The sequence below is a fragment of the Paenibacillus sp. JT22N12 genome (assembly GCF_056269365.1).
In genome coordinates, this window is the sequence record NZ_JBWDNU010000001.1 from 1,068,160 (window position 1) to 1,086,922 (window position 18,763).

18 protein-coding genes are annotated in these 18,763 nt (G+C 49.1%); 10 read left to right on the plus strand and 8 right to left on the minus strand.

Going from position 1 to position 18,763, the window contains the following annotated elements:
• Positions 1 to 95: 95 nt before the first annotated feature.
• The 6 genes from AC0YOA_RS04405 to AC0YOA_RS04430 all read left to right on the plus strand — a co-directional run bounded on the left by AC0YOA_RS04405 (position 96) and on the right by AC0YOA_RS04430 (position 6,991).
• On the plus strand, positions 96 to 899 hold the full coding sequence (locus tag AC0YOA_RS04405; protein WP_475785571.1) for an IclR family transcriptional regulator: 804 nt from the start codon (positions 96 to 98) through the stop codon (positions 897 to 899).
• A gap of 429 nt (positions 900 to 1,328) precedes the next feature.
• Positions 1,329 to 2,105 (plus strand): helix-turn-helix transcriptional regulator, encoded by a 777-nt coding sequence (locus tag AC0YOA_RS04410; RefSeq protein ID WP_475785572.1) that lies wholly within the window; start codon positions 1,329 to 1,331, stop codon positions 2,103 to 2,105.
• Positions 2,106 to 2,300: 195 nt separating this feature from the next.
• Positions 2,301 to 3,245 (plus strand): carbohydrate ABC transporter permease, encoded by a 945-nt coding sequence (locus AC0YOA_RS04415; RefSeq protein WP_475785573.1) that lies wholly within the window; start codon positions 2,301 to 2,303, stop codon positions 3,243 to 3,245.
• A gap of 16 nt (positions 3,246 to 3,261) precedes the next feature.
• Complete coding sequence (locus tag AC0YOA_RS04420) at positions 3,262 to 4,635, plus strand: ABC transporter substrate-binding protein (protein ID WP_475785574.1); 1,374 nt, start codon at positions 3,262 to 3,264, stop codon at positions 4,633 to 4,635.
• Positions 4,636 to 4,701: 66 nt separating this feature from the next.
• On the plus strand, positions 4,702 to 5,562 hold the full coding sequence (locus AC0YOA_RS04425) for a carbohydrate ABC transporter permease (protein ID WP_475785575.1): 861 nt from the start codon (positions 4,702 to 4,704) through the stop codon (positions 5,560 to 5,562).
• Positions 5,563 to 5,638: 76 nt separating this feature from the next.
• Positions 5,639 to 6,991 (plus strand): family 4 glycosyl hydrolase, encoded by a 1,353-nt coding sequence (locus tag AC0YOA_RS04430; protein WP_475785576.1) that lies wholly within the window; start codon positions 5,639 to 5,641, stop codon positions 6,989 to 6,991.
• A 144-nt stretch (positions 6,992 to 7,135) separates the two neighbouring features.
• Here the strand turns inward: AC0YOA_RS04430 and AC0YOA_RS04435 are convergent, their stop codons facing one another.
• Complete coding sequence (locus tag AC0YOA_RS04435) at positions 7,136 to 7,426, minus strand: hypothetical protein (RefSeq protein ID WP_475785577.1); 291 nt, start codon at positions 7,424 to 7,426, stop codon at positions 7,136 to 7,138.
• Positions 7,427 to 7,791: 365 nt separating this feature from the next.
• Here AC0YOA_RS04435 and AC0YOA_RS04440 point away from each other — a divergent pair, with 365 nt between their 5' ends.
• The 4 genes from AC0YOA_RS04440 to AC0YOA_RS04455 are packed head-to-tail and all read left to right on the plus strand — an operon-like array spanning position 7,792 to position 10,290.
• Positions 7,792 to 8,583, plus strand: a complete 792-nt coding sequence (locus AC0YOA_RS04440; protein ID WP_475785578.1) for a hypothetical protein — start codon at positions 7,792 to 7,794, stop codon at positions 8,581 to 8,583.
• A 4-nt stretch (positions 8,584 to 8,587) separates the two neighbouring features.
• A complete protein-coding gene (locus AC0YOA_RS04445) occupies positions 8,588 to 9,061 on the plus strand; it encodes a hypothetical protein (RefSeq protein WP_475785579.1) in 474 nt (157 codons plus the stop codon).
• Positions 9,033 to 9,581 carry a hypothetical protein gene (locus AC0YOA_RS04450; protein WP_475785580.1) on the plus strand — a complete coding sequence of 183 codons (549 nt, stop codon included), beginning with the start codon at positions 9,033 to 9,035 and terminating at the stop codon, positions 9,579 to 9,581. Before AC0YOA_RS04445 ends, AC0YOA_RS04450 begins: the two co-directional genes overlap by 29 nt.
• Entirely contained in the window at positions 9,499 to 10,290 is a 792-nt protein-coding gene (locus tag AC0YOA_RS04455) for a carboxypeptidase-like regulatory domain-containing protein (RefSeq protein WP_475785581.1), read from the plus strand. The genes AC0YOA_RS04450 and AC0YOA_RS04455 overlap by 83 nt, the downstream gene beginning before the upstream one ends.
• Positions 10,291 to 10,559: 269 nt before the next feature.
• Here the strand turns inward: AC0YOA_RS04455 and AC0YOA_RS04460 are convergent, their stop codons facing one another.
• The 7 genes from AC0YOA_RS04460 to AC0YOA_RS04490 form a co-directional block, all read right to left on the minus strand.
• Positions 10,560 to 11,564 (minus strand): 2-hydroxyacid dehydrogenase, encoded by a 1,005-nt coding sequence (locus tag AC0YOA_RS04460; RefSeq protein WP_475785582.1) that lies wholly within the window; start codon positions 11,562 to 11,564, stop codon positions 10,560 to 10,562.
• 17 nt (positions 11,565 to 11,581) lie between these two features.
• The gene (locus AC0YOA_RS04465; RefSeq protein ID WP_475785583.1) at positions 11,582 to 12,787 is read right to left on the minus strand and encodes an iron-containing alcohol dehydrogenase family protein; all 1,206 of its coding nucleotides are present in this window, start codon (positions 12,785 to 12,787) and stop codon (positions 11,582 to 11,584) included.
• A gap of 21 nt (positions 12,788 to 12,808) precedes the next feature.
• Positions 12,809 to 14,245, minus strand: coding sequence for an aldehyde dehydrogenase family protein (locus AC0YOA_RS04470; protein WP_475785584.1), 1,437 nt, complete (start codon positions 14,243 to 14,245; stop codon positions 12,809 to 12,811).
• A 65-nt stretch (positions 14,246 to 14,310) separates the two neighbouring features.
• The gene (locus tag AC0YOA_RS04475) at positions 14,311 to 15,405 is read right to left on the minus strand and encodes a mandelate racemase/muconate lactonizing enzyme family protein (protein ID WP_475785585.1); all 1,095 of its coding nucleotides are present in this window, start codon (positions 15,403 to 15,405) and stop codon (positions 14,311 to 14,313) included.
• Between the two features lie 26 nt (positions 15,406 to 15,431).
• Positions 15,432 to 16,307, minus strand: a complete 876-nt coding sequence (locus AC0YOA_RS04480) for a carbohydrate ABC transporter permease (RefSeq protein ID WP_475785586.1) — start codon at positions 16,305 to 16,307, stop codon at positions 15,432 to 15,434.
• 3 nt (positions 16,308 to 16,310) lie between these two features.
• On the minus strand, positions 16,311 to 17,195 hold the full coding sequence (locus tag AC0YOA_RS04485) for a carbohydrate ABC transporter permease (protein WP_475785587.1): 885 nt from the start codon (positions 17,193 to 17,195) through the stop codon (positions 16,311 to 16,313).
• A gap of 79 nt (positions 17,196 to 17,274) precedes the next feature.
• The gene (locus tag AC0YOA_RS04490; RefSeq protein ID WP_475785588.1) at positions 17,275 to 18,618 is read right to left on the minus strand and encodes an ABC transporter substrate-binding protein; all 1,344 of its coding nucleotides are present in this window, start codon (positions 18,616 to 18,618) and stop codon (positions 17,275 to 17,277) included.
• Positions 18,619 to 18,763 lie beyond the last annotated feature (145 nt).

Sequence of the window (18,763 nt, forward strand, 5' to 3'; positions counted from 1 at the left end):
GCATCTCCCTTCTCACGTTGACACTCCGTGCTGTGTTCTTGATAAAACGACAACCAAACCGGAAATAAAATTTCGAATCAGGAAGGGGAAACATCATGACACGCCGAATTCAGACAAAACCTTCAAAAGACAAAGTCGCTTCCTCTACAGTGCTCAAAGCGCTCCACGTGCTGCAGGCGTTAGCTGATTTATGCGATAATAATCCCCAAGGCGCTTCCGTCAGCAAAATTTCGCAGAAATCCGGGGAAAGCCCAAGCAGCGTTTGCAAGCATTTGGCCGCCTTTCAACAGTACGGGCTTGTCGAGCAGGATCCGTACTCGGAGCTTTATCGGATCGGGATCTATGCGCTTCGTCTGTCCACCTCGGCTCTGAAATCGATGTCCATTCGCGACATCATCTCCCCTTATCTTCGTAAAATCGCCGACCGGGTTGGCGAAACGATCCACCTAGTCGTTCGCGAGGGACTCCGGGTGGTGTACATCGATAAAGTCGAATCGTCCAAAACGATTCGCATGCACTCTGAAATCGGGCTGCGCAACCCGCTCTATTGCACGGGCGTTGGCAAAGCGATTCTCGCTTATTCGCCCATTTCGCTCGTCGATGCCGTCGTGACGGAAGGCCTCATTCCGTTTACCCCCCAGACAATCACCTCCCGGGGAGCTCTCCTTGAGGACTTGGAACAAATCCGGGCACGCGGTTATTCGATCGATAATTGCGAGCACGAAAGCGAGGTCCGCTGTGTTGCGGCTCCGATCTTAAACCACCTGAAGGAACCGATCGCTTCCTTCAGCGTCGCCTGTCCGAAATGGCGCCTTCTCGATGAACGCGTTGACGAGATCGGAGACATGATAAGAGAGATTTCCGCGGAAATTTCCGCACGTTTTGGTTATAACGGCTGATAGCTGCCCTGTCCTCGCTGCACCTTTTGACCTAAACATACCGCTCCTGTCTCCAGGAGCATTCGTATCACTATTTGTATAGTTCTCAGAGCCTTATATTCGCGCCTGGTTTCATTGTTAACTTTAGAAATCCCCACCCTTCATCCTTGGGCGGGGATTTTTTGCATTAAAAAGTATATGGAGGGATGAACGGAAGCGGTCACAGTCCGACATTTTTTGCTCCCTACTGTCCAAGCTCAGCAACCCATTCAGAGAGCCGCTGCTCGCATAGACAAAAATTCAATAAAGGTATAAAAAAGTAGGTAAGCCAATTGGTCAAATGGCTATTTTGATAAGAGAGGGGGGGCTACGTCTTGCAATATCCGCCGCCTGACTAAAGGGTCCGCTGCCCAGGATTCCAGGAAATCTATAAGAAGAGGAGGTATTTTTATGGATAAATCATGTCTATACTCTGCACTCAAGACTCATATCTCCGGATGGGTGATGGGATTTCATGAACATCCGCATTTTGAAATATCTGTCGTTGTATTTGGCTCCGGTACCTTCTTCATACACGATGATGACCAGGCATATCCGATTCATGAAGGCGATATCATTCTTATTCCGCCAAACGTCCCACACAACTTTACTTCCTCCACTTCCATCCGTTTCGCCGTGCTGCAGATTCAGAATTTGCCCGCTGAACTGCAAGCCATCTTTTTTCGCATGACTCGAAACTCTTTTTTGTATTCCCTGAGCTATATCAAGCTGGAACGTTATGAAGCGTTATTCAACAACTGGATCAATTCGGTCGTGGTCGTGCAATCCTTGAACTGCAGCGAGCGGGTGATCAAGCTATGGATCGAATTATTGCTGCTGTTTATTAACGATTCCATCGAGAACGTTCAAGACAAGGGATCTTTGCAAAGCGCCGCGGATTATATCCACAATAATTATGATAAGGACATCCGTATTTCGGAGCTTGCGAAGATGGCGAATATGTCCGAGAATGGTTTTCGATCCGGGTTTAAAAAGAAGTTTGGCCAGTCCCCGAAACAATATCTCCAAGCATACCGCATGTCCCAAGCCAAGCTCCTGCTGGAGTCCTCCTCCAAATCGATTCAACAAATAGGCCAGCAGGTTGGATTCCCCAGCATCCACGCCTTCTCTGCATGGTTTCAGAATATTGAAGGCAGGTCTCCTTCCACTTATCGTAAAGAAAAATAAGGGAATTTTGGAATGTTGTGTTTTTTATAAAAGGTTTATTTTTTTTTGTAAATACTTCAATTGGCGATATATATATAATCATTCGTGAGGCCTGTAAGCGCTTAAAACTCAACGCATCCGCGGAAAAGCTGAGAATGTTCACCACGTTTTGACCCGTTTCACCATATGTTCTTATCAAGCATGGGGGGTGTTTATTTGTCGACTTCACCTGCACAGATTGGTCAGCCCGTTCCAAGTGAATCGTCAAGGAAAAAAATGACTAAAGTAACCAAGCGGAATGTCGTAAACGGAATGCTGTTCGTCTCGCCCTGGGTCATTGGATTCATTGCACTTACGATGGTTCCCTTTGTCTTGTCACTGTACTACAGCTTCACCACCTATGACGTGGTCGCGGCGCCCGACTGGACCGGACTCCAGAATTACATTCAGCTGATGAAGGATCCGATATTCTGGACATCGATCTACAACACCTTGTTTTATACGGTATTTTCGGTCCCGCTGAGCATTGTGATCGGGGTTGCACTCGCGCTCCTGCTCAACTTGAAGATCAGGGGGATGGCATTCTATCGTACCATCTTCTATCTTCCGAGCATCGTTCCGCTGGTAGCTTCCTCGATTCTATGGCTGTGGCTGTTCGATCCCCAGTTCGGATTGATCAACAGCATGCTTGAAGCCGTAGGCATTCGAGGGCCGGGGTGGCTTGTCGATCCGGCTTGGTCCAAGCCCGCGCTTATCGTGATGGGCCTGTGGGGAATCGGCGGTGCCATGATCATTTATCTGGCCGGTCTTCAGGATATACCGCAGGAAATGTATGAATCGGCGGAGCTGGACGGAGCCGTATGGTGGCACAAAATTGTGTATATCACCTTGCCGATGCTGACTCCCGTCATTTTCTTCAATCTCATCATGGGCCTGATCGGATCTTTTCAATATTTTACGCAGGCCTATATTGTGACGTCGGGCGGCCCCAACGATTCAACCCTGTTCTATTCTCTATACCTCTACAATAATGCATTCTCCTACTTTCATATGGGATATGCATCGGCCATGGCATGGATTCTGTTTCTGCTGATCATGGCTGCAACATTGATCGTCTTCAAAAGTTCAGCCCGCTGGGTGTTCTATGGCGGCGACAAATAAATTTGGAGGTGTGTATATGAAAGTCCGAATCAGATCCTGGGTATTGCCGCTGTTTGCCGTCTTGCTTGCAATCAGTGTTGTCGCATGCTCCTCTTCTTCTACTCCCGCCAACACAGGTGAAGCCGGCAATACGTCAGCCAATGAGGAGCCTGCTAATTCTTCGGAGGACGGTAAAGTCGTAGAAGTGACGTATTGGCATATGTGGACAAGTGACTGGAAAAAGCTGATCGACAGCCTCGTGGCGGAGTTTAACGAAACCCACCCCAACATCAAAGTCAATGCTTTGTCGATTACCGGCGATGCGAATGCCAAATTCCTGACCGCGCAAGCGGGCGGGGATCCGCCGGATGTCATGACGCAATGGAATCAAATTATCCCTTCCTGGGCGGAGAAGGGCGCGATCCTGTCCCTCAAGGATTACATCGACGGCTCGGCTCCCGATCTGGGGGATTGGATGTATCCCATCGTCCGGGAAATCGGTACCTATAATGGCGAAATGTATGCCGTTCCTTTCTCCATGAACACATTTGCCATGTTGTATAACAAGGATGTGCTGGAAGCAGAAGGCTTCGATCCGGAGAAGCCGCCGTTAACTATCCAGGAGCTGGATGCGATGCAGGATAAGCTGTGGAAGACGGATGATCGCGGCTTCATTCAACGGGTCGGATTCATGCCGAGCTGGCTGACGCAGTGGACCGCGCCATTCGGCGGAAGCTGGGCGGATGCCGAAGGAAATCCAACTGCGACCGATCCGAACAACCTGGCTACGCTGGAGTGGTTTCAATCCTATGCGAAGAAATTCGATCCCACCAAGGTGGCCGCTTTCAATAAAAGCAACACCTCCAACGTGAATGCTGCATGGCCATTCCTCAGCGGCAAGCAGGTATTCGCCGTCGACGGAATGTGGAGGCTGGTCGATCTTCAGAAATATGCGCCTGACCTGAAATATGGGGTCACACCGCTCCCTTATCCAGTCGAGAACGGGAAGCCAAACGCAACCTGGGTCAACGGCAACTACAATATCATTCCTGCAAAAGCCAAACATCCCAAGGAAGCGTGGGAATTCATCCTGTGGCTGACTGGTTATCATAACGAAGAATGGGCAGCATCCATGCTGAGCAAGGGCGGATGGATTCCCGCGTCGCCGAAGATTACCGAGCAGCAGCCGTATCAGGATTATCTGAATGAAATTCCGGCAAGACGGTCGTTTGTCGATCTGCTCAGCAGTGAGAATGCGGTCATTACGCCGTTAATTCCGGACCAGCAGTACTATTGGGACCGCGCGGTCAAAGCTGAAGAGGATGTCATGACCGGGAAGAAGGACCCCAAGAAGGCGCTTGAAGATCTGCAAAAGGAAATTGAAAACGAAATCTCCAAAAATAAAAAATAACTGATAACGGGTGGAAGGAAGGGCACATATCTCTTCCTTCCCTTCACCCGGAAAGGGGAGAACCGGATGGCTGCGATCGGTAATCGGACGTCAACCCGAAAAAAACAGGAAATGCTCAGACAAGGAATGAGTCACATCATTCTCATACTGCTTGGCTTATCCTTTCTGTTTCCTTTCATATGGATGCTCTCAACAGCCCTTAAACCTGAAGCACAGATATTCAAATGGCCCCCCGAGTGGATTCCCGAACCGTTCATATGGTCGAACTTCCCGGAAGCGCTGACCTTTGTTCCATTCGGCTCTTATGTCAAGAACACGCTGATCATATGCTTCTGGTGTGTGGTGGGTACGTGCCTGTCCTCCGCTCTGGTGGCATATGGCTTCTCCAGAATACAATGGCCGGGACGGAATCTTCTGTTCATCATCATGCTGAGCACAATGATGCTTCCTTACCAGGTCACCATGATTCCTTTATTCGTTCTGTTCAAGCAGATCGGATGGGTAGGAACCTTCAACCCGCTGATTATCCCCTCTTTCTTCGGGGGAGCGTTCTTTATCTTCCTGCTTCGCCAGTTCTTCCTCACCATACCGCATGAGCTGACGGAAGCGGCGAAGATCGACGGCTGCTCCGAGTTCCGCATCTTCTGGCAGGTGATACTCCCGCTCGCAAGACCTGCCCTTGCCACGGTTGCATTATTCACATTCATGAACACCTGGAATGATTTTCTCGGTCCGCTCATTTATTTGAATGACGATTCCATGTACACCGTCTCGCTTGGTCTGCAGCAGTTCATTGGTCAATATGGAACGCGGTGGGGCATGCTTATGGCTGCTTCCACGGTTGCTGCCCTTCCTATCATCATTCTGTTCTTCTTTGCACAGAAGACCTTCATCCAGGGCGTGTCGACTACGGGAATCAAGGGATAAGCGATTGATATGAATCATAGCTTGTATAGAGATATAAAAGACCTGCTTACATTCGCAAGCGAAAGGAAGGGTTAGTATGAAAATCGTTATTATCGGAGCCGGCAGCGGCTTCGGCAGCAGACTGAGCATTGACATCATGTCCAGAGAGTCTCTAAGGGAGGCTACTATTTGTTTGTGTGACCTGCACGAGGAGCGCCTGAAGAAAGTTACGGCTTATATTCAGAACACGATTGATAAGTATAACTTGCCCACTAAGCTTGAGAGCAGCACAGATCGTACCAAGCTGCTGCCCGGCGCTGATTTTGTCATCACCTCTGTTTCAGTTGGCGGCGGAGCTTATTACGGCTTCCCCTATAACATAGAGGTAGAGATACCCCGCAAATATGGCATTGAACAAACGGTTGCCGATACCTATTCTGTAGGTGCAGCGTTCCGTCTGATGCGTACCGCCCCTGTTCAGCTGCAAATTTGCCGCGAGATGGAGCAGTACTGCCCTGACGCCTACCTGCTTAACCATACCAACCCGATGGCAGGGCTTACGATGCTGCATTCCACGGCCAGCAGCATTAAGAATGTGGGTATCTGCCACGGCGTGCAGCATACGAGCAGCGTAATCACCAAATTCATCGGTTTGAAGGATGAGGATGTCACTTACAAGGTCGCCGGAATTAACCATCTTGCCTGGTTCCTGGAGTATCAGCGAACTGACACCGGTGAGGATCTGTATCCTATGCTGCGCGACATGCTGGATAATCCTCAAACGGATGAGCAGAGGGATTTCCTGAAGAAGGAAGCCGTACGTGTCGAAATCATGCGCAAGTTCGGTTACTTCCCGACAGAGAGCAACCATCATGATTCCGAGTATTTGCCATATTTCCGCCGCAATGCGGATCTGATGAAGCAGTACTTCCTCAAGCCCAGAGATCCTGTCCGGGATTCACTTGGCGAGAAAGCCCGCGAGTGGCTCAAGGATAGCATGGATAGCGAGCACCAGCTGTCCGGTGATTTGCGTATGTCCAATGAGTACACCTCGGGCATTATGGAGGGTATCGTAACCGATCGCCCTTTCCGCTTCATTGGCAACGTGATGAACAAGGGCCTGATTACCAACCTGCCCGGCAAGCTGTGTGTTGAGGTTCCATGCTTTGCAGACAGACATGGTATCAACGCGTCCGTTGTTGGCGACCTGCCCACCCATCTGGCTGGTTTCAATCATGCTAACGGTACTTGCGTGCAGTTGACCGTTGAATCCATTCTCGAGAAAGATAAGGAGAAGGCCTTCTATGCGGTCGCTTTGGATCCCAATGCCGCTTCCATTCTGTCCCTGGATAATATCCGCAGGATGTTCGAGGAGATGTGGGAGGCCGAAGGCGACCTGCTCGAGTGGTACTGGAAGGATAAAATCACCGAACGTTACGCCCTGAACTGACAAAAACAAAAGGGCTATTCAATATGAAGATTCACTTTCTCTGGTTACGCGGTGTCCCGAGATACGCCCGCTTGAAAAAAAACGTACAGCTGCCAAGGTAGACCGGCAGCTGTACGTTTTTTATTGAACAACCTTATTTTGGATTTAATCGATCACGCCTCCCTTCAGATTACCGGAGAATTGGGGGTTGACCGAAGTGCCGATCGGGCCGTCTATGGCCTCATATACGTCCTTCATCGCTACCAAGCCGTCGGCCGCAGGTACTTCTTCGCGCATGATCTGCACGGCGAGCTCATCCGGCGTCGAATTGAAATCGCCCATCAGCATTGCCGGGAGCTGCTTCCGGGCGCGGACTTCGCGAACTCGGCTCCAGATCAGCTCGATCCCTTTCACTCTCGCCGTCCGGCCTTTGTGAACCAGGTGCGTAATGAACACGAGATTTCGATGCCATCCGCTTTATGACGGATATGTGCCCACGTGCAGATGCGGGAGCTCCCGCTTACCTCTCTTCATGCCGGACATTTGCGAAATGGCCATAATACGCCTCGCAATGATACAGGCGAAAAAAATTTTACGCGGTCTACATTAAACGACAGACTATTCTGTCACCACGCTTCTATACTAACTATTGGATCGACTTTCCTTACTTATCCAATCTACTCACGGATGCAGAAATTCGGGAGCAGACGGGCAAGGTCTTCGCGCAAGATTCGCTGGCTGCGCGTCTGGCGACTCAAGGCTCACTGGGCCGCATCATGTCGGAAAACCTGCAAGCGCTAACCCGGATCGAGACCCGGCGAATGACGAACACGCGCGCGAATGCGAGCGTGCAGACGGACAAGGGCATCCGACTCGCGCCCAAGGCTGCCAAGCGGCTCACCGTGGGCGCGGTCTACGATTTAACGAGCATCCAATTAAACGAAATCTTCGGTGAAGCCGCCACAGCGCCCCGCATGGAATTCGTGTGGGAGTTCGGCGATGGCAGCACCGCCACGACCCGCACGCCTGTAGTCAGCCATGACTACTTCCCGGCAATCGACCACTCGGTGGGCGTCGGCCAGTTCGTCGTTTCTTGTCACGTCAAACACGCGGGCATCTCCGTCAAACGGACGCTTACCATTCACTCGGCTTATGCGATTTGCAAGGCTGCCGGCACGGTCGTGCCTCATGTGACGGCCGACCTGTTCGCTCACAAGCGTTATAATATGCTGACCGGTATGTTCACGGTCCACAACGTGGAGGACACGCCGATCGTCCTTGATCGCATGTCGATCACGACGTTGGTTGATGATGGTGACGCCGTTACGCTGCCGCGGCCGTACGTCAATCTCAAGCAGCCGATCGCGATCGCGCTCGGCATCCATGGTCGGCGACAACGTCCCGTTCGTGACTGGCACCCCGGAGGCCGGACAGCTGCGTTTCGACGTCAAGAGCTTCACGGTTCTGTACGCTGGAACGGTAGGGACATTGCCAGTACGGTGCAGCGCCGTCTTCGACGTTCCGGTATCGGAATAGGGCATGAAACCGAAGCCTTTCCTCCTGCCCGAAGTTCCGCCCGAACAGCGCAAACCGTGGCCCTGGGAACTGGTTGAGAATATGATCGCGGAAGTCGTCAACCCCGTGGTCAATCCGGTTAGTCCCGGCAATGCCGTGCTTGACACGAAGACGGGCATCTTAGCCGTCTCCTTGGGAGCCTTGCAAAACGCTGCGAAGACGAAAGCTCTCGCGCGAGACCAAGGCACGCGAACATTATCCGCGGTATACGCGCCGGTCGACAAGATGATGGAGATGCGCCGCATGGCCGCACCTGCCGCGCGGTTCCTGTCGCACGAGATCAAGCGCGAATCGTTGAAAGTTAATCTTCCCAAGTTTACCCCGAAGCTGCCGACGCTTGACCTCGGAGGCAGCATACACACTCTCAATGGCCCGCCGCTGCTCGGCTTCATCGCCGAAGGGCAAGTGTGCGATCCTGATAACCTGTCCGAAGAGGATCTTGCCGCTGCCGGACTGTCAGCTCACCGAAGAAGTCAAGGATGTCCTCATGCCGGCGCGGTGGATGAACGCACGTAAAGTTTCTCCCAGCGGCGACGGAATCATCGGCGGTCTGATGTTGAACGTGAAACCGGCGCAGTGGTACAGCCATTCCGGGATCATGACGCGTAATTACGATGAAATCACCCATAGCATCGGCAGTCAGAAGCGTCTGATGGACCATCTAATCGGGGTGCTCGCCGACGGCTCCGATGGCTTCGAGCCGAACGTTCTGAAATACATTTGGTCGGGTGCGATCACGCAGACCGTTCAGCACTCAATTGAAGGGGAAGACTTTCCCGATCCGGAGTACGACAAGAATTATTCCGTTTCCGCTTTCGGACCGCATGCCGTTGGCGTTACCCACAACGACCAGTTCACGATGATTCCACCGCTGGTGGTAAAGCGGGATCCGATGCAGGAAACGCCAGCGGTTCGCACAGCGCTGCACGCTATCGCAACAGATGCGCGCAATAATGCAGGGCGGCCAGGCGTCAAGCCGAAGTATCACTATCGATGGTACTGCTACACCGACCCGACCATCGGTTCTTACCGATAGCGCGGATGACATCGCCAATCAGTTCCTCAATGCATTCGCCAATGACGATGCGGACGGGAAAGACAGCGACGAGTGGAGAAATACGACGGATGCGGACGCCGTGTCGCCGGATAACATGCTGTGGTGGGACGGTCCCTCGCTCGGCGGGCTCTACGGCTTCGCGGAGCCGGCGATCTACCGCGAACCGCGCATGGAGAGCTACACGGTCAGCAGGTGGAAGAAGGTTCTGAGCCGCGGAACCGTTCGCGGAAAAGTATACGGCGAAGCCGGTGCGGTCGCCGGCGCCATAGTTCAGGCCTATGACGGCAAGACGACGTTCACGGGCACCGACGGAAGTTATTCGCTTCACGACGTACCGCTTGGAGGCTACTTGCTCAAAAGCTCGAAGGTGATAGACGGCGTCTTATACTCGGCCCAGATCAACATCAATTTGAACGTCGCCGACCTCGTGGCGGACATCCATCTGCAGCCTCCTTCGGATCGTTACCGGCTCGCCCAAATCTTTATCAACTACTGGGGCCGCGATTACGAGGGAACGAGCGAGGACAACGACGACCTCGATGGCCAGGGCGGTCTCACATTCCAGATAGGCGTCGGTCAAACCTCCGGAGCTACGCTCACGATTACGAATACGGACGAAGACGACGCGGGCGTCTTGACCATTTCGCTCAAAAATGTCCGCAACACAAATGAGTCCTGCATTCGGTAGACGGGCTCGTTGATCAAGCAGAATTCAATCTGGAAGAAAAGAAACTGCTGTGTATGTAAAAGCAAGAAACCATGCGATGTTTCAAAGTTCAGACTGCGGAGCAACTGATCCGTTCTAGGAAGCTGGTTGGATTGAATAATAGTACCATTTCTAATTCAAATAGGGCCCTCCCAAAAAGGTCTGAAAAGACCGGGGGACAGCCCATTTTTTTGTGTGTTTTCAAACCAAGAACTTTTTACCTGCCAATGGAAAGGTATGCGCGCCCCATTTCATAATAAATCTGCATGCTTATTTGAAACCCTTGTATTGTAAACGTCAGGATTTACAATATTTTTTATTTTTTCGCCACTCAATCCCATCAGTATATTGTGGGCCGTCATTTTAGCCATTTCCATCCTGGTAGCTGCAGTTGCGCTTCCGATATGCGGCAATACTACTACATTATCAAGAGAGACCAGAGGATGGTCAGCATGAATCGGCTCGACTTCAAACACATCAAGGCCGGCACCCCAGATCCGGCGTTCTTGTAATGCAGTAATAAGCGCTTGTTCATCAATATTGCTTCCTCTGGAAGTATTAATCAGAATACCAGTCGGTTTCATCAATGAAAGCTCTCTTTCCCCAATCATTTTACGTGTTTCCAAAGTGGCCGGGGCCAGCATCACTACAAAATCGGAAGCTTGAAGCAGGTTATCAAGCGAGCTATATTTTACACCCAGCTTGTGCTCCATGTCTTCTCTTCGTCTCCTGTTATGATACAAGATCCTCATACCGAAGCCGGAAGCTCTTCTGGCTACCCCCATACCAATTCCACCCATGCCGATTATGCCGATTGTGGCATTGTAAACATTTTGTCCGGTTAGCAGCATTGGCCCCCAGCCTCTCCAGCTGCCTTCCTTAATATAATTGGCAGCTTCCACTACTTTTCGCGCAGTCGCAAGCAGCAAGGCAAATGTCAAATCCGCCACCGCTTCAGATAGAACATCTGGCGTATGCCCGACAAGTATGCCTCTTGCGGTTGCCTCCGCGATATCGATATTGTCATAACCGACTGCCATCGTACTGACCACCTTCAGTTTGGGAGCCGCTTGGAATACATATTTATCGATCCGATCCGATACATTTGTAAACAGAGCATCGGCATCCCTGACTTGTTCCAGCAGCAGCTCACCCGGAATCGGCACATTTTCCTCCTGCCACATGTAGGTGGTGTATTTCACTTCCAACATTTGTTTGACACTATCCGGAATACATCTGGTAATAACAATCTTCATGAAATCCACTCCCGAAATTAATAGGCCTCTTCAAGCAGCGCGATGAAACCTTCCACCGTTACCGCACGTGGATTGTTACGAATCAGCCGATCGATTTGCACCGCCTTCTCCGCAATCCCGGTCAATTGTTCCTTCTTAATCCCGATAGAGTTAAGCCGTGTCGGCAATCCGATTTGCTGCAAGATATCTGTGATATAGGAGACGACAGCCTGAATCTTGTCCGATGCTGATTGGAGAGGTGGAGCAGGAATATGCAATGCTTGTACTAATTTATCGATTTTCCCGCCTGCAGTATGGGCGTTGAAATTAATTACATAGGGCAGCAGAAGTCCCGTTACTTCTCCGTGAGGGGATTTGGTCAGGCCTCCGATCGGGTAGGCTAACGCATGAGCCGCAGCCGTACCGGCATTGGAAAATGCCAATCCGGCTAATAAACTGCCCAGAAGCATGTTGGAGCGGGCTTCCAGATTCGTCCCTTGCTGGACAGCCATTACAAGATTATTGGAAATGAGTTCAATCGCTTGTAAAGCCAATGTATCGCTTATCGGAGCTGAGCCTTGAAATAAAATGTCGCCTTCCGCTTGAATATATTTGGAATCCTTGGCAAGAAAGGCTTCAACTGCATGACATAAGGCATCTATGCCTGAGCAAGCCGTTATATAGGGTGGCAGCTGCAGCGTCAACTCCGGGTCCAGCAAGGCTGCAGCAGGTCTCAAGTAATTGTTGGAAATGCCGACTTTGATATTATGATCCGTATCGGTTACGACAGCTACCGATGTTACTTCAGAGCCTGTGCCTGCCGTAGTGGGAATGGCGATCAAGGGAGCAATCGGCGATGGAATCGCGTTCTCGCCAAAATAATCCTGCGGCCGTCCCCCATGTGCTACCAGCAAGGCGACTACTTTGGCCAAATCGATGCTGCTGCCTCCACCCAGACCGATAATAACATCCGCATTAATCTCCTTTTGGGCATATTCATAGCACTCCAGTACGACCGAAACCGGAGGTTCAGAAGTTGTGCCGTCAAACACTTTCACCTGGAAGTTATCTTTCTCCAATATAGTCATAACCGTATGAAGTAAGCCGGATTGAACGATCCCCTTATCGGTAATGAGAAATACATTACGGGCATTCATGTTTTTTAATAGCTCGTTTAATTTATGAATGGCGCCATTGCCGAATATAATTTTACCCGAAGGAAAATAAGACCATGTATTCCTCATATGCTGATCATCTCTTTTCAACTAAATATCAAAAACAACTAATTTTTCGTTCGTCATTTCTTGAATGGCATACCTCGGACCTTCTTTACCATAACCGCTGTCTTTCACGCCGCCATAAGGCATAATATCGGCTCGAAACGTGGATACATCGTTGATCATAACACCGCCAAATTGCAGCTCCTTGGCAGCCTTGAACGCCAGTTGAAGATCAGAAGTGAAGATCCCTGCCTGCAGCCCGTAATCGGAATCATTTGCGGCTGCCAACGCTTCATCAATGTCGCTATAGGCAGTAATGCAGATGATCGGGGCAAACACTTCCTGGCACATTATCTTCATCGAGGATAAGGTATTGGTCATAATAGTCGGGTATAAAATCGCACCCTGCCGATGACCTCCATAAGCGATCGTCGCCCCCTGAAGAGCGGCTTCCTGTATCCACTGCTCTGCCCGAACCGCTTCTTTATCCGATATCATCGGCCCGATATCGGTTTCCTCCAGCTCAGGGTCGCCTACCTTGAGCTTCGATGCCGCTTCAATCGACTTTTCAACAAAAACATCGTATACATCTCGATGCACATAAATCCTTTGTACGGATATACATGCCTGCCCCGCGTTACCAAAGCCTCTGCTTACGCATAATTGAGCGGCTTTTCCTATATCCGGTGCGTCTTTATGAACAATATTGGGCGAGTTGCCTCCAAGCTCCAAGGTCACCCTGCGGATACCGGAGGCTGCTTTAATCTGCTTACCAACCTCCGTACTCCCTGTAAAGGTATACATCGCTATGCGGCTATCCTCTAATAAATACTGCCCGATTTCTTTTCCAGGGCCGTTGACGATATTTAAAAACCCTGGCGGAAGGCCAGCCTCCAACAGAATTCCCGCCATTTTGGCAGCAATTTGCGGTGTTACGCCTGCCGGCTTTAAAATAACCGTATTGCCTGCGGCAAGGGCAGGCGCAATTTTATGCGCTACTAAGTTGAAAGGATAATTGAAAGGTGTTATCGCGCAGAGCACGCCTACAGGAACCCGCAGCGTAAAGGCGATTTTATTGTCATTGCCCGGCTGTGCCTGAACTGGTACTTCATGTCCTTGCAGCCTCTTTGCTTCTTCAGCAGACGCGATGAACGTCTGGATCCCCCGTTCAACCTCCGCACCGGCGTCTTTCAGTACCTTGCCGCCTTCCCGAACAATCGTCAGAGCAAGCTCATTTTTACGCTGCTTAAACAGTTCGGCTGCTTTCATCAAAATTTCGTACCTTTGATAAGGAGTCAGCCTGGTTGTTTGGAATGTGTCCAATGCGTTGCCAATGGCATGACTCACTTCCTCCAGGGATGATTTTGTCACCTTAACAATCACATCACCGGTATACTTATTGAAAACATCAAATGTTTCTGAGCCCACGATCCATTGTCCGTCCACCAAATTCCCTAACGCTTCAACGGTATGCTTTGACATTCTCCAGCTCCTCTCGAAATGATGACAGGAGAACCCGGTCATTGCCGGGTCCCCTATCAAATCCCCTAGTCTATGCGGTATTTCTGAATATATTCTTCATCGACTTCGGTTCCCATTCCCGGTACATCCGGAAGCAGTACTTCCCCGTCTACCATGGTCAGTCGGGTTTTCAGCAGTCCATTTTCTTTTTTCAAGCTTCCGCTTTCCAGGAAGATCGCATTAGGCAGGACGCACAGCACATTCACATTTGCAGGACCGCCCCCATGACTTGCGATATGATGTCCAGCCGCATCCGTGATGGCTCCGATTTCCAACCATTCCGTTGGTCCTCCGGCTCTTCGGTTATCCGGTTGATAAATCGATGCGGCTCCGGCTTGAACGGCATCATAAAATTGGAATTTAGAGTAAAAGTTTTCACCGATTGCAATCGGGATATCCAATGCTTGGGCCAATCGCGCTGAACTCTCTTTATGCTGCGGAATCAACGGCTCTTCAAACCATCTGATGCCCAGCTGCTCGTAAGCCCGTCCCCGGCGAAGCGCTTCTTTTTCATCAAATCCCTGGTTGGCGTCGACCATAATTTGAATATCCGGCCCTACTTCTCTTTGCGCAATTTTAATCCGTTCAATATCATTCTCCAACGAATATTTGCCTACTTTTAGTTTGATTGCCTTGAACCCCTCTTCTACCGTTTCGATGCATTTTGCGACATATTCCTTTTCGGTATCCACATACCATCCGGCCATGCAGTAAGCAGGGATACGATCACGAACGGCGCCTAAAACCTTTGCCGTCGGAAGATTCGCTTTCTTTCCAATAATGTCCCAGAGCGCGATATCAATGGCAGAGATAGCAAAATGCGAGAAGCCCTCAGCACCGTGATAGTCGGCAATGCTCCACAATTTTTTGCGGATTTTACGGGTAAAGTGCGGATCCTCGCCAATGAGATGAGGGCCCAATTCCGATTCCAGCATGAGCTTCAATATCGCTCCGCTTGCTTTTCCTCTACCGAAAAAGCTCGTAGCATAACCTGTAATACCTTCATCCGTATAAATCTTGGTTATGACCTGAGTACCTGCATCATACGTGTGCAGCGCATCCTTCATTGGATTTTTAACTTCCGTTACAATAATGACAGCTTCCAGCTTTGTGATTTTCATATTAAACCTCCATGGAATATTTTCTATTAACCCTTGATACCTGAAGTAGCAATTCCTTCAATAATGTGGCGTTGACAAAAGGCATACAATAATAAAACCGGCAATTCAGCTATAAATGCTCCTGCCATCATAAGATGCCATTGAGTTACAAACTCTCCCTGGAAAGTACGCAATCCGACTTGAATCGGCTGCAGGGCTACCGAGTCAATGACAATAAGCGGCCATAGAAAGGAGTTCCATTCGCCCAGGAAAATAAATATGCCCAATGTCACAAATGCAGATTTTGCCAGGGGAATGATAATATTCCAGTAAATTCTAAAACGGCTGCACCCGTCTATTCTCGCCGCTTCCTCTAGCTCGACAGGTATGGTCAGAAAAAATTGTCTCAGCATAAACACCCCGAAAGCCGTAAATAATTGGGGGAAAATCAATGCGTTATACGTATTGAGCCAACCGAATTCTTTCATAATCAAAAAATTGGGAATCATCGTGACCTGCTGCGGGATCATCATGGTTGTCAAAAAGCATAGAAAGAGAATGCTTTTCCCTTTAAAATTCAATCGTGCAAATGCATAAGCTGCCAATGACGAAACGAGCATGGCTAAAATCGTGACCGAAACAGCAATAAAGAATGAGTTTAAAATAAACCGTCCCATCGGGATGCTTTGAAAAACCTCCACATAGTTGCTAAATCGAAATGTCTCGGGGATCCACCGAATAGGGATTTCGCTTACTTCCTCCAAATTTTTCAACGATGATGATACCATCCAAATAAAAGGGAGTACCATAATTCCGGAAAAAGCAATTAATATGATATACGTAATTAAATTTGTAATCCGCTTCAGGGTCGACCGCTTCATGGCGATGGACGACGCTTTTGCCGTAGTTTGGACAGTTTCCAAGGATTAGGTGGCCTCCCTTCGATGATTGACATAGGACTGAGTCATAGTAACAATCAATAGAATAATGAATAATACCCATGCAATTGCTGAAGCATAGCCCATATTGAAATACTTGAATCCTTGCTGGTAGATGTATAAAACCAGCGTGTTTGTCGAAGCGCCGGGACCACCTTCCGTCATAATCAATGCATACCCAAACACTTGGAAAGAATGGATAATCGAAATCACGGTTATAAAAAAGGTAGTAGGCCGCAGCAAGGGAAGCGTGATTTTCCAAAATATGTTCCACCTGCTTGAACCGTCAATTTCAGCAGCTTCATATAATTCTTTGGGTACGTTTTGCAAGCCGGCCAAAAAAATAACCATATTATAGCCGATGGTTTTCCAGATCGTAACAATGATGATAGAGGGTAATGCCCAAGTGGTACTGGTTAGCCATGTAGGGGGATTCTGAATTCCGAATTCCCTCAATAATACATTGATCAAGCCGACATCAGGGTTGTATAACCACTTCCAGACCAGCGAGATCGCGACCGTTGAAGTCATGACAGGGAGAAAATAAACCGTTCGCCACAGGGCAATACCGATTATTTTTTGATTTAATAACAAGGCAGCAGCCAACCCCAAAGCGATACTTAAAGGAACAACACCTACCGCATACCAGAAAGTATTTTTCAGCGCTATCCAAAATATTTTGTCTTGGGTGAATATGTTGATGAAGTTATCAAAGCCAACGAATTTGGGACTGGATAATGTATTCCATTCATAAAAGGAAATAACAAGCGAAGATACCAGAGGCACTACGGTAAAAATCGCAAATCCGATTATGGCCGGCAGCAAAAAGTAATAGGCTACCATTGTCTCGTTTAATAAAAACTTTCTTGGCATGCTGCACTCCCCCCAATATAAATGAATGAACCGGACAAGAGGGGCCAGAATCCTTTTCCGGTCACCATTACGTGTTTCCTTACTTAGGCATGATTGCGTTCACTTCGTTCTCTATGAGCTTCAGCGATTCATCGATATTTCCGTTCTTATCCAGGAAATAAAGACTCAAATACTTTTTAATAATGGTATCGGTTTGTGTCCAAACAGGATTCGTAGGCTTTACAGCGGAATGCTCCGTGTAACTTTCCAATGCGACATTGCGATCAACTTTAAATTTGTCGCCCGGCAAATACTTGGACTCGTCATTCAGAATGGACTCTCTGACAGGAGCGGAAAAACCGGTGCTGATCAGGATTTCCTGACCCTTCGGACCGTTAATAAACTTGGCCAATTCCCAAGCCGCTTCTTTGTTCTTGCTGGCCTTCGGTATTGCTAAACTTGTAGGAGATAAGGCGCCGATACGGTTCTGGGGGCCCATAGGGAATAAAGCGATATCCCATTCGAAATTAGCCTTTTGCATAGTTGCAATAAACGAACCCGCATCAAAGTGCATAGCTATTTTTTCATTCATGAATAGCGATTGAGGAGTGTCATTGGTATAAACGCTGGGGTTGGGTGCAATTTGATGCACATAGATGAGGTCATGTAAATACTGGAAAGCCTTTCTGCTTTCGGGTGAGTTAAGAATAAATTTTTTCCCGTCCGGACTGAAATAATCGCCGCCCGCTTGCCAGATATAGCTGGCCCCTATGTCCGATATTTCCCCTTGAAAGCCAATCGCGTACACTTTCTTATTCGGATCGGAGCTGTTGTTGGTCAGCTTCTTTCCCTGCTCGATCAATGTGTCCCATGTCCAGGTATCATCCGGATATTTAACCCCGGCCTCGTCAAAAATCCTCTTGTTGTAGAAGATTGTTCTGCCCGCCGAATTTCTAGGTAAAGCCCAAATCTCGCCGTTATATTCCATCGCTTTCATCAATCGTTCAAAGTTGTCGCCGAAATTTTCTATATCCCACTCGTCTTTAATCCATTTGGTTTGCGGCTCCAATACTCCGGCTGCAGCAAAAGAAATCAGATCGTTGGCTGTGAAATTGATAAGATCCGGCTGGGTGCCGCCCGTGAATGTAGTCTGAATTTTGGTTAAATACTCGGCTGGAATATAAACAGGTTCAACCGTAATATTAGGATGCTCTTTCATAAAGGCTTCAATTACGGCAATGTGCAAAGCTTTTGTATCCGTATCGCCCCAGAAGGAATATTTGATCGTCACTTTTTTATCCGGATCATTTTTTGGCGCCGATTCGTTGTCTGAGGCCGGCGTGTTAGAAGCTGAGGAACCGTCGGATGCCGGACTGCCTGAACTGCAAGCGCTTAACACAACAATTGACATTGCAATCAGAGCTATAACTTTGAATATCTTCATTTCTTATCACCCTCCCGAATTGTAGTTCATACCAGCCATGCTTAAAGCTTGCTCGGAATTCATCTAAATTCGCGGATCACCTCCAATTATAATGTACCGTCTTCAAGACAGCGCTTACAAAACGGCACGCCTCCCCCGTGCTCAA

What these genes read in the sequence shown, in the direction of transcription:
- AC0YOA_RS04405 (WP_475785571.1), top strand. Translation starts at nt 96, where the DNA reads ATGACACGCCGAATTCAGACAAAACCTTCAAAAGACAAAGTCGCTTCC.
- AC0YOA_RS04410 (WP_475785572.1), top strand. Translation starts at nt 1,329, where the DNA reads ATGGATAAATCATGTCTATACTCTGCACTCAAGACTCATATCTCCGGA.
- AC0YOA_RS04420 (WP_475785574.1), top strand. Translation starts at nt 3,262, where the DNA reads ATGAAAGTCCGAATCAGATCCTGGGTATTGCCGCTGTTTGCCGTCTTG.
- AC0YOA_RS04425 (WP_475785575.1), top strand. Translation starts at nt 4,702, where the DNA reads ATGGCTGCGATCGGTAATCGGACGTCAACCCGAAAAAAACAGGAAATG.
- AC0YOA_RS04430 (WP_475785576.1), top strand. Translation starts at nt 5,639, where the DNA reads ATGAAAATCGTTATTATCGGAGCCGGCAGCGGCTTCGGCAGCAGACTG.
- AC0YOA_RS04440 (WP_475785578.1), top strand. Translation starts at nt 7,792, where the DNA reads ATGACGAACACGCGCGCGAATGCGAGCGTGCAGACGGACAAGGGCATC.
- AC0YOA_RS04445 (WP_475785579.1), top strand. Translation starts at nt 8,588, where the DNA reads ATGATCGCGGAAGTCGTCAACCCCGTGGTCAATCCGGTTAGTCCCGGC.
- AC0YOA_RS04450 (WP_475785580.1), top strand. Translation starts at nt 9,033, where the DNA reads ATGCCGGCGCGGTGGATGAACGCACGTAAAGTTTCTCCCAGCGGCGAC.
- AC0YOA_RS04455 (WP_475785581.1), top strand. Translation starts at nt 9,499, where the DNA reads ATGCAGGGCGGCCAGGCGTCAAGCCGAAGTATCACTATCGATGGTACT.
- AC0YOA_RS04460 (WP_475785582.1), bottom strand. Translation starts at nt 11,564, where the DNA reads ATGAAGATTGTTATTACCAGATGTATTCCGGATAGTGTCAAACAAATG.
- AC0YOA_RS04465 (WP_475785583.1), bottom strand. Translation starts at nt 12,787, where the DNA reads ATGAGGAATACATGGTCTTATTTTCCTTCGGGTAAAATTATATTCGGC.
- AC0YOA_RS04470 (WP_475785584.1), bottom strand. Translation starts at nt 14,245, where the DNA reads ATGTCAAAGCATACCGTTGAAGCGTTAGGGAATTTGGTGGACGGACAA.
- AC0YOA_RS04475 (WP_475785585.1), bottom strand. Translation starts at nt 15,405, where the DNA reads ATGAAAATCACAAAGCTGGAAGCTGTCATTATTGTAACGGAAGTTAAA.
- AC0YOA_RS04485 (WP_475785587.1), bottom strand. Translation starts at nt 17,195, where the DNA reads ATGCCAAGAAAGTTTTTATTAAACGAGACAATGGTAGCCTATTACTTT.
- AC0YOA_RS04490 (WP_475785588.1), bottom strand. Translation starts at nt 18,618, where the DNA reads ATGAAGATATTCAAAGTTATAGCTCTGATTGCAATGTCAATTGTTGTG.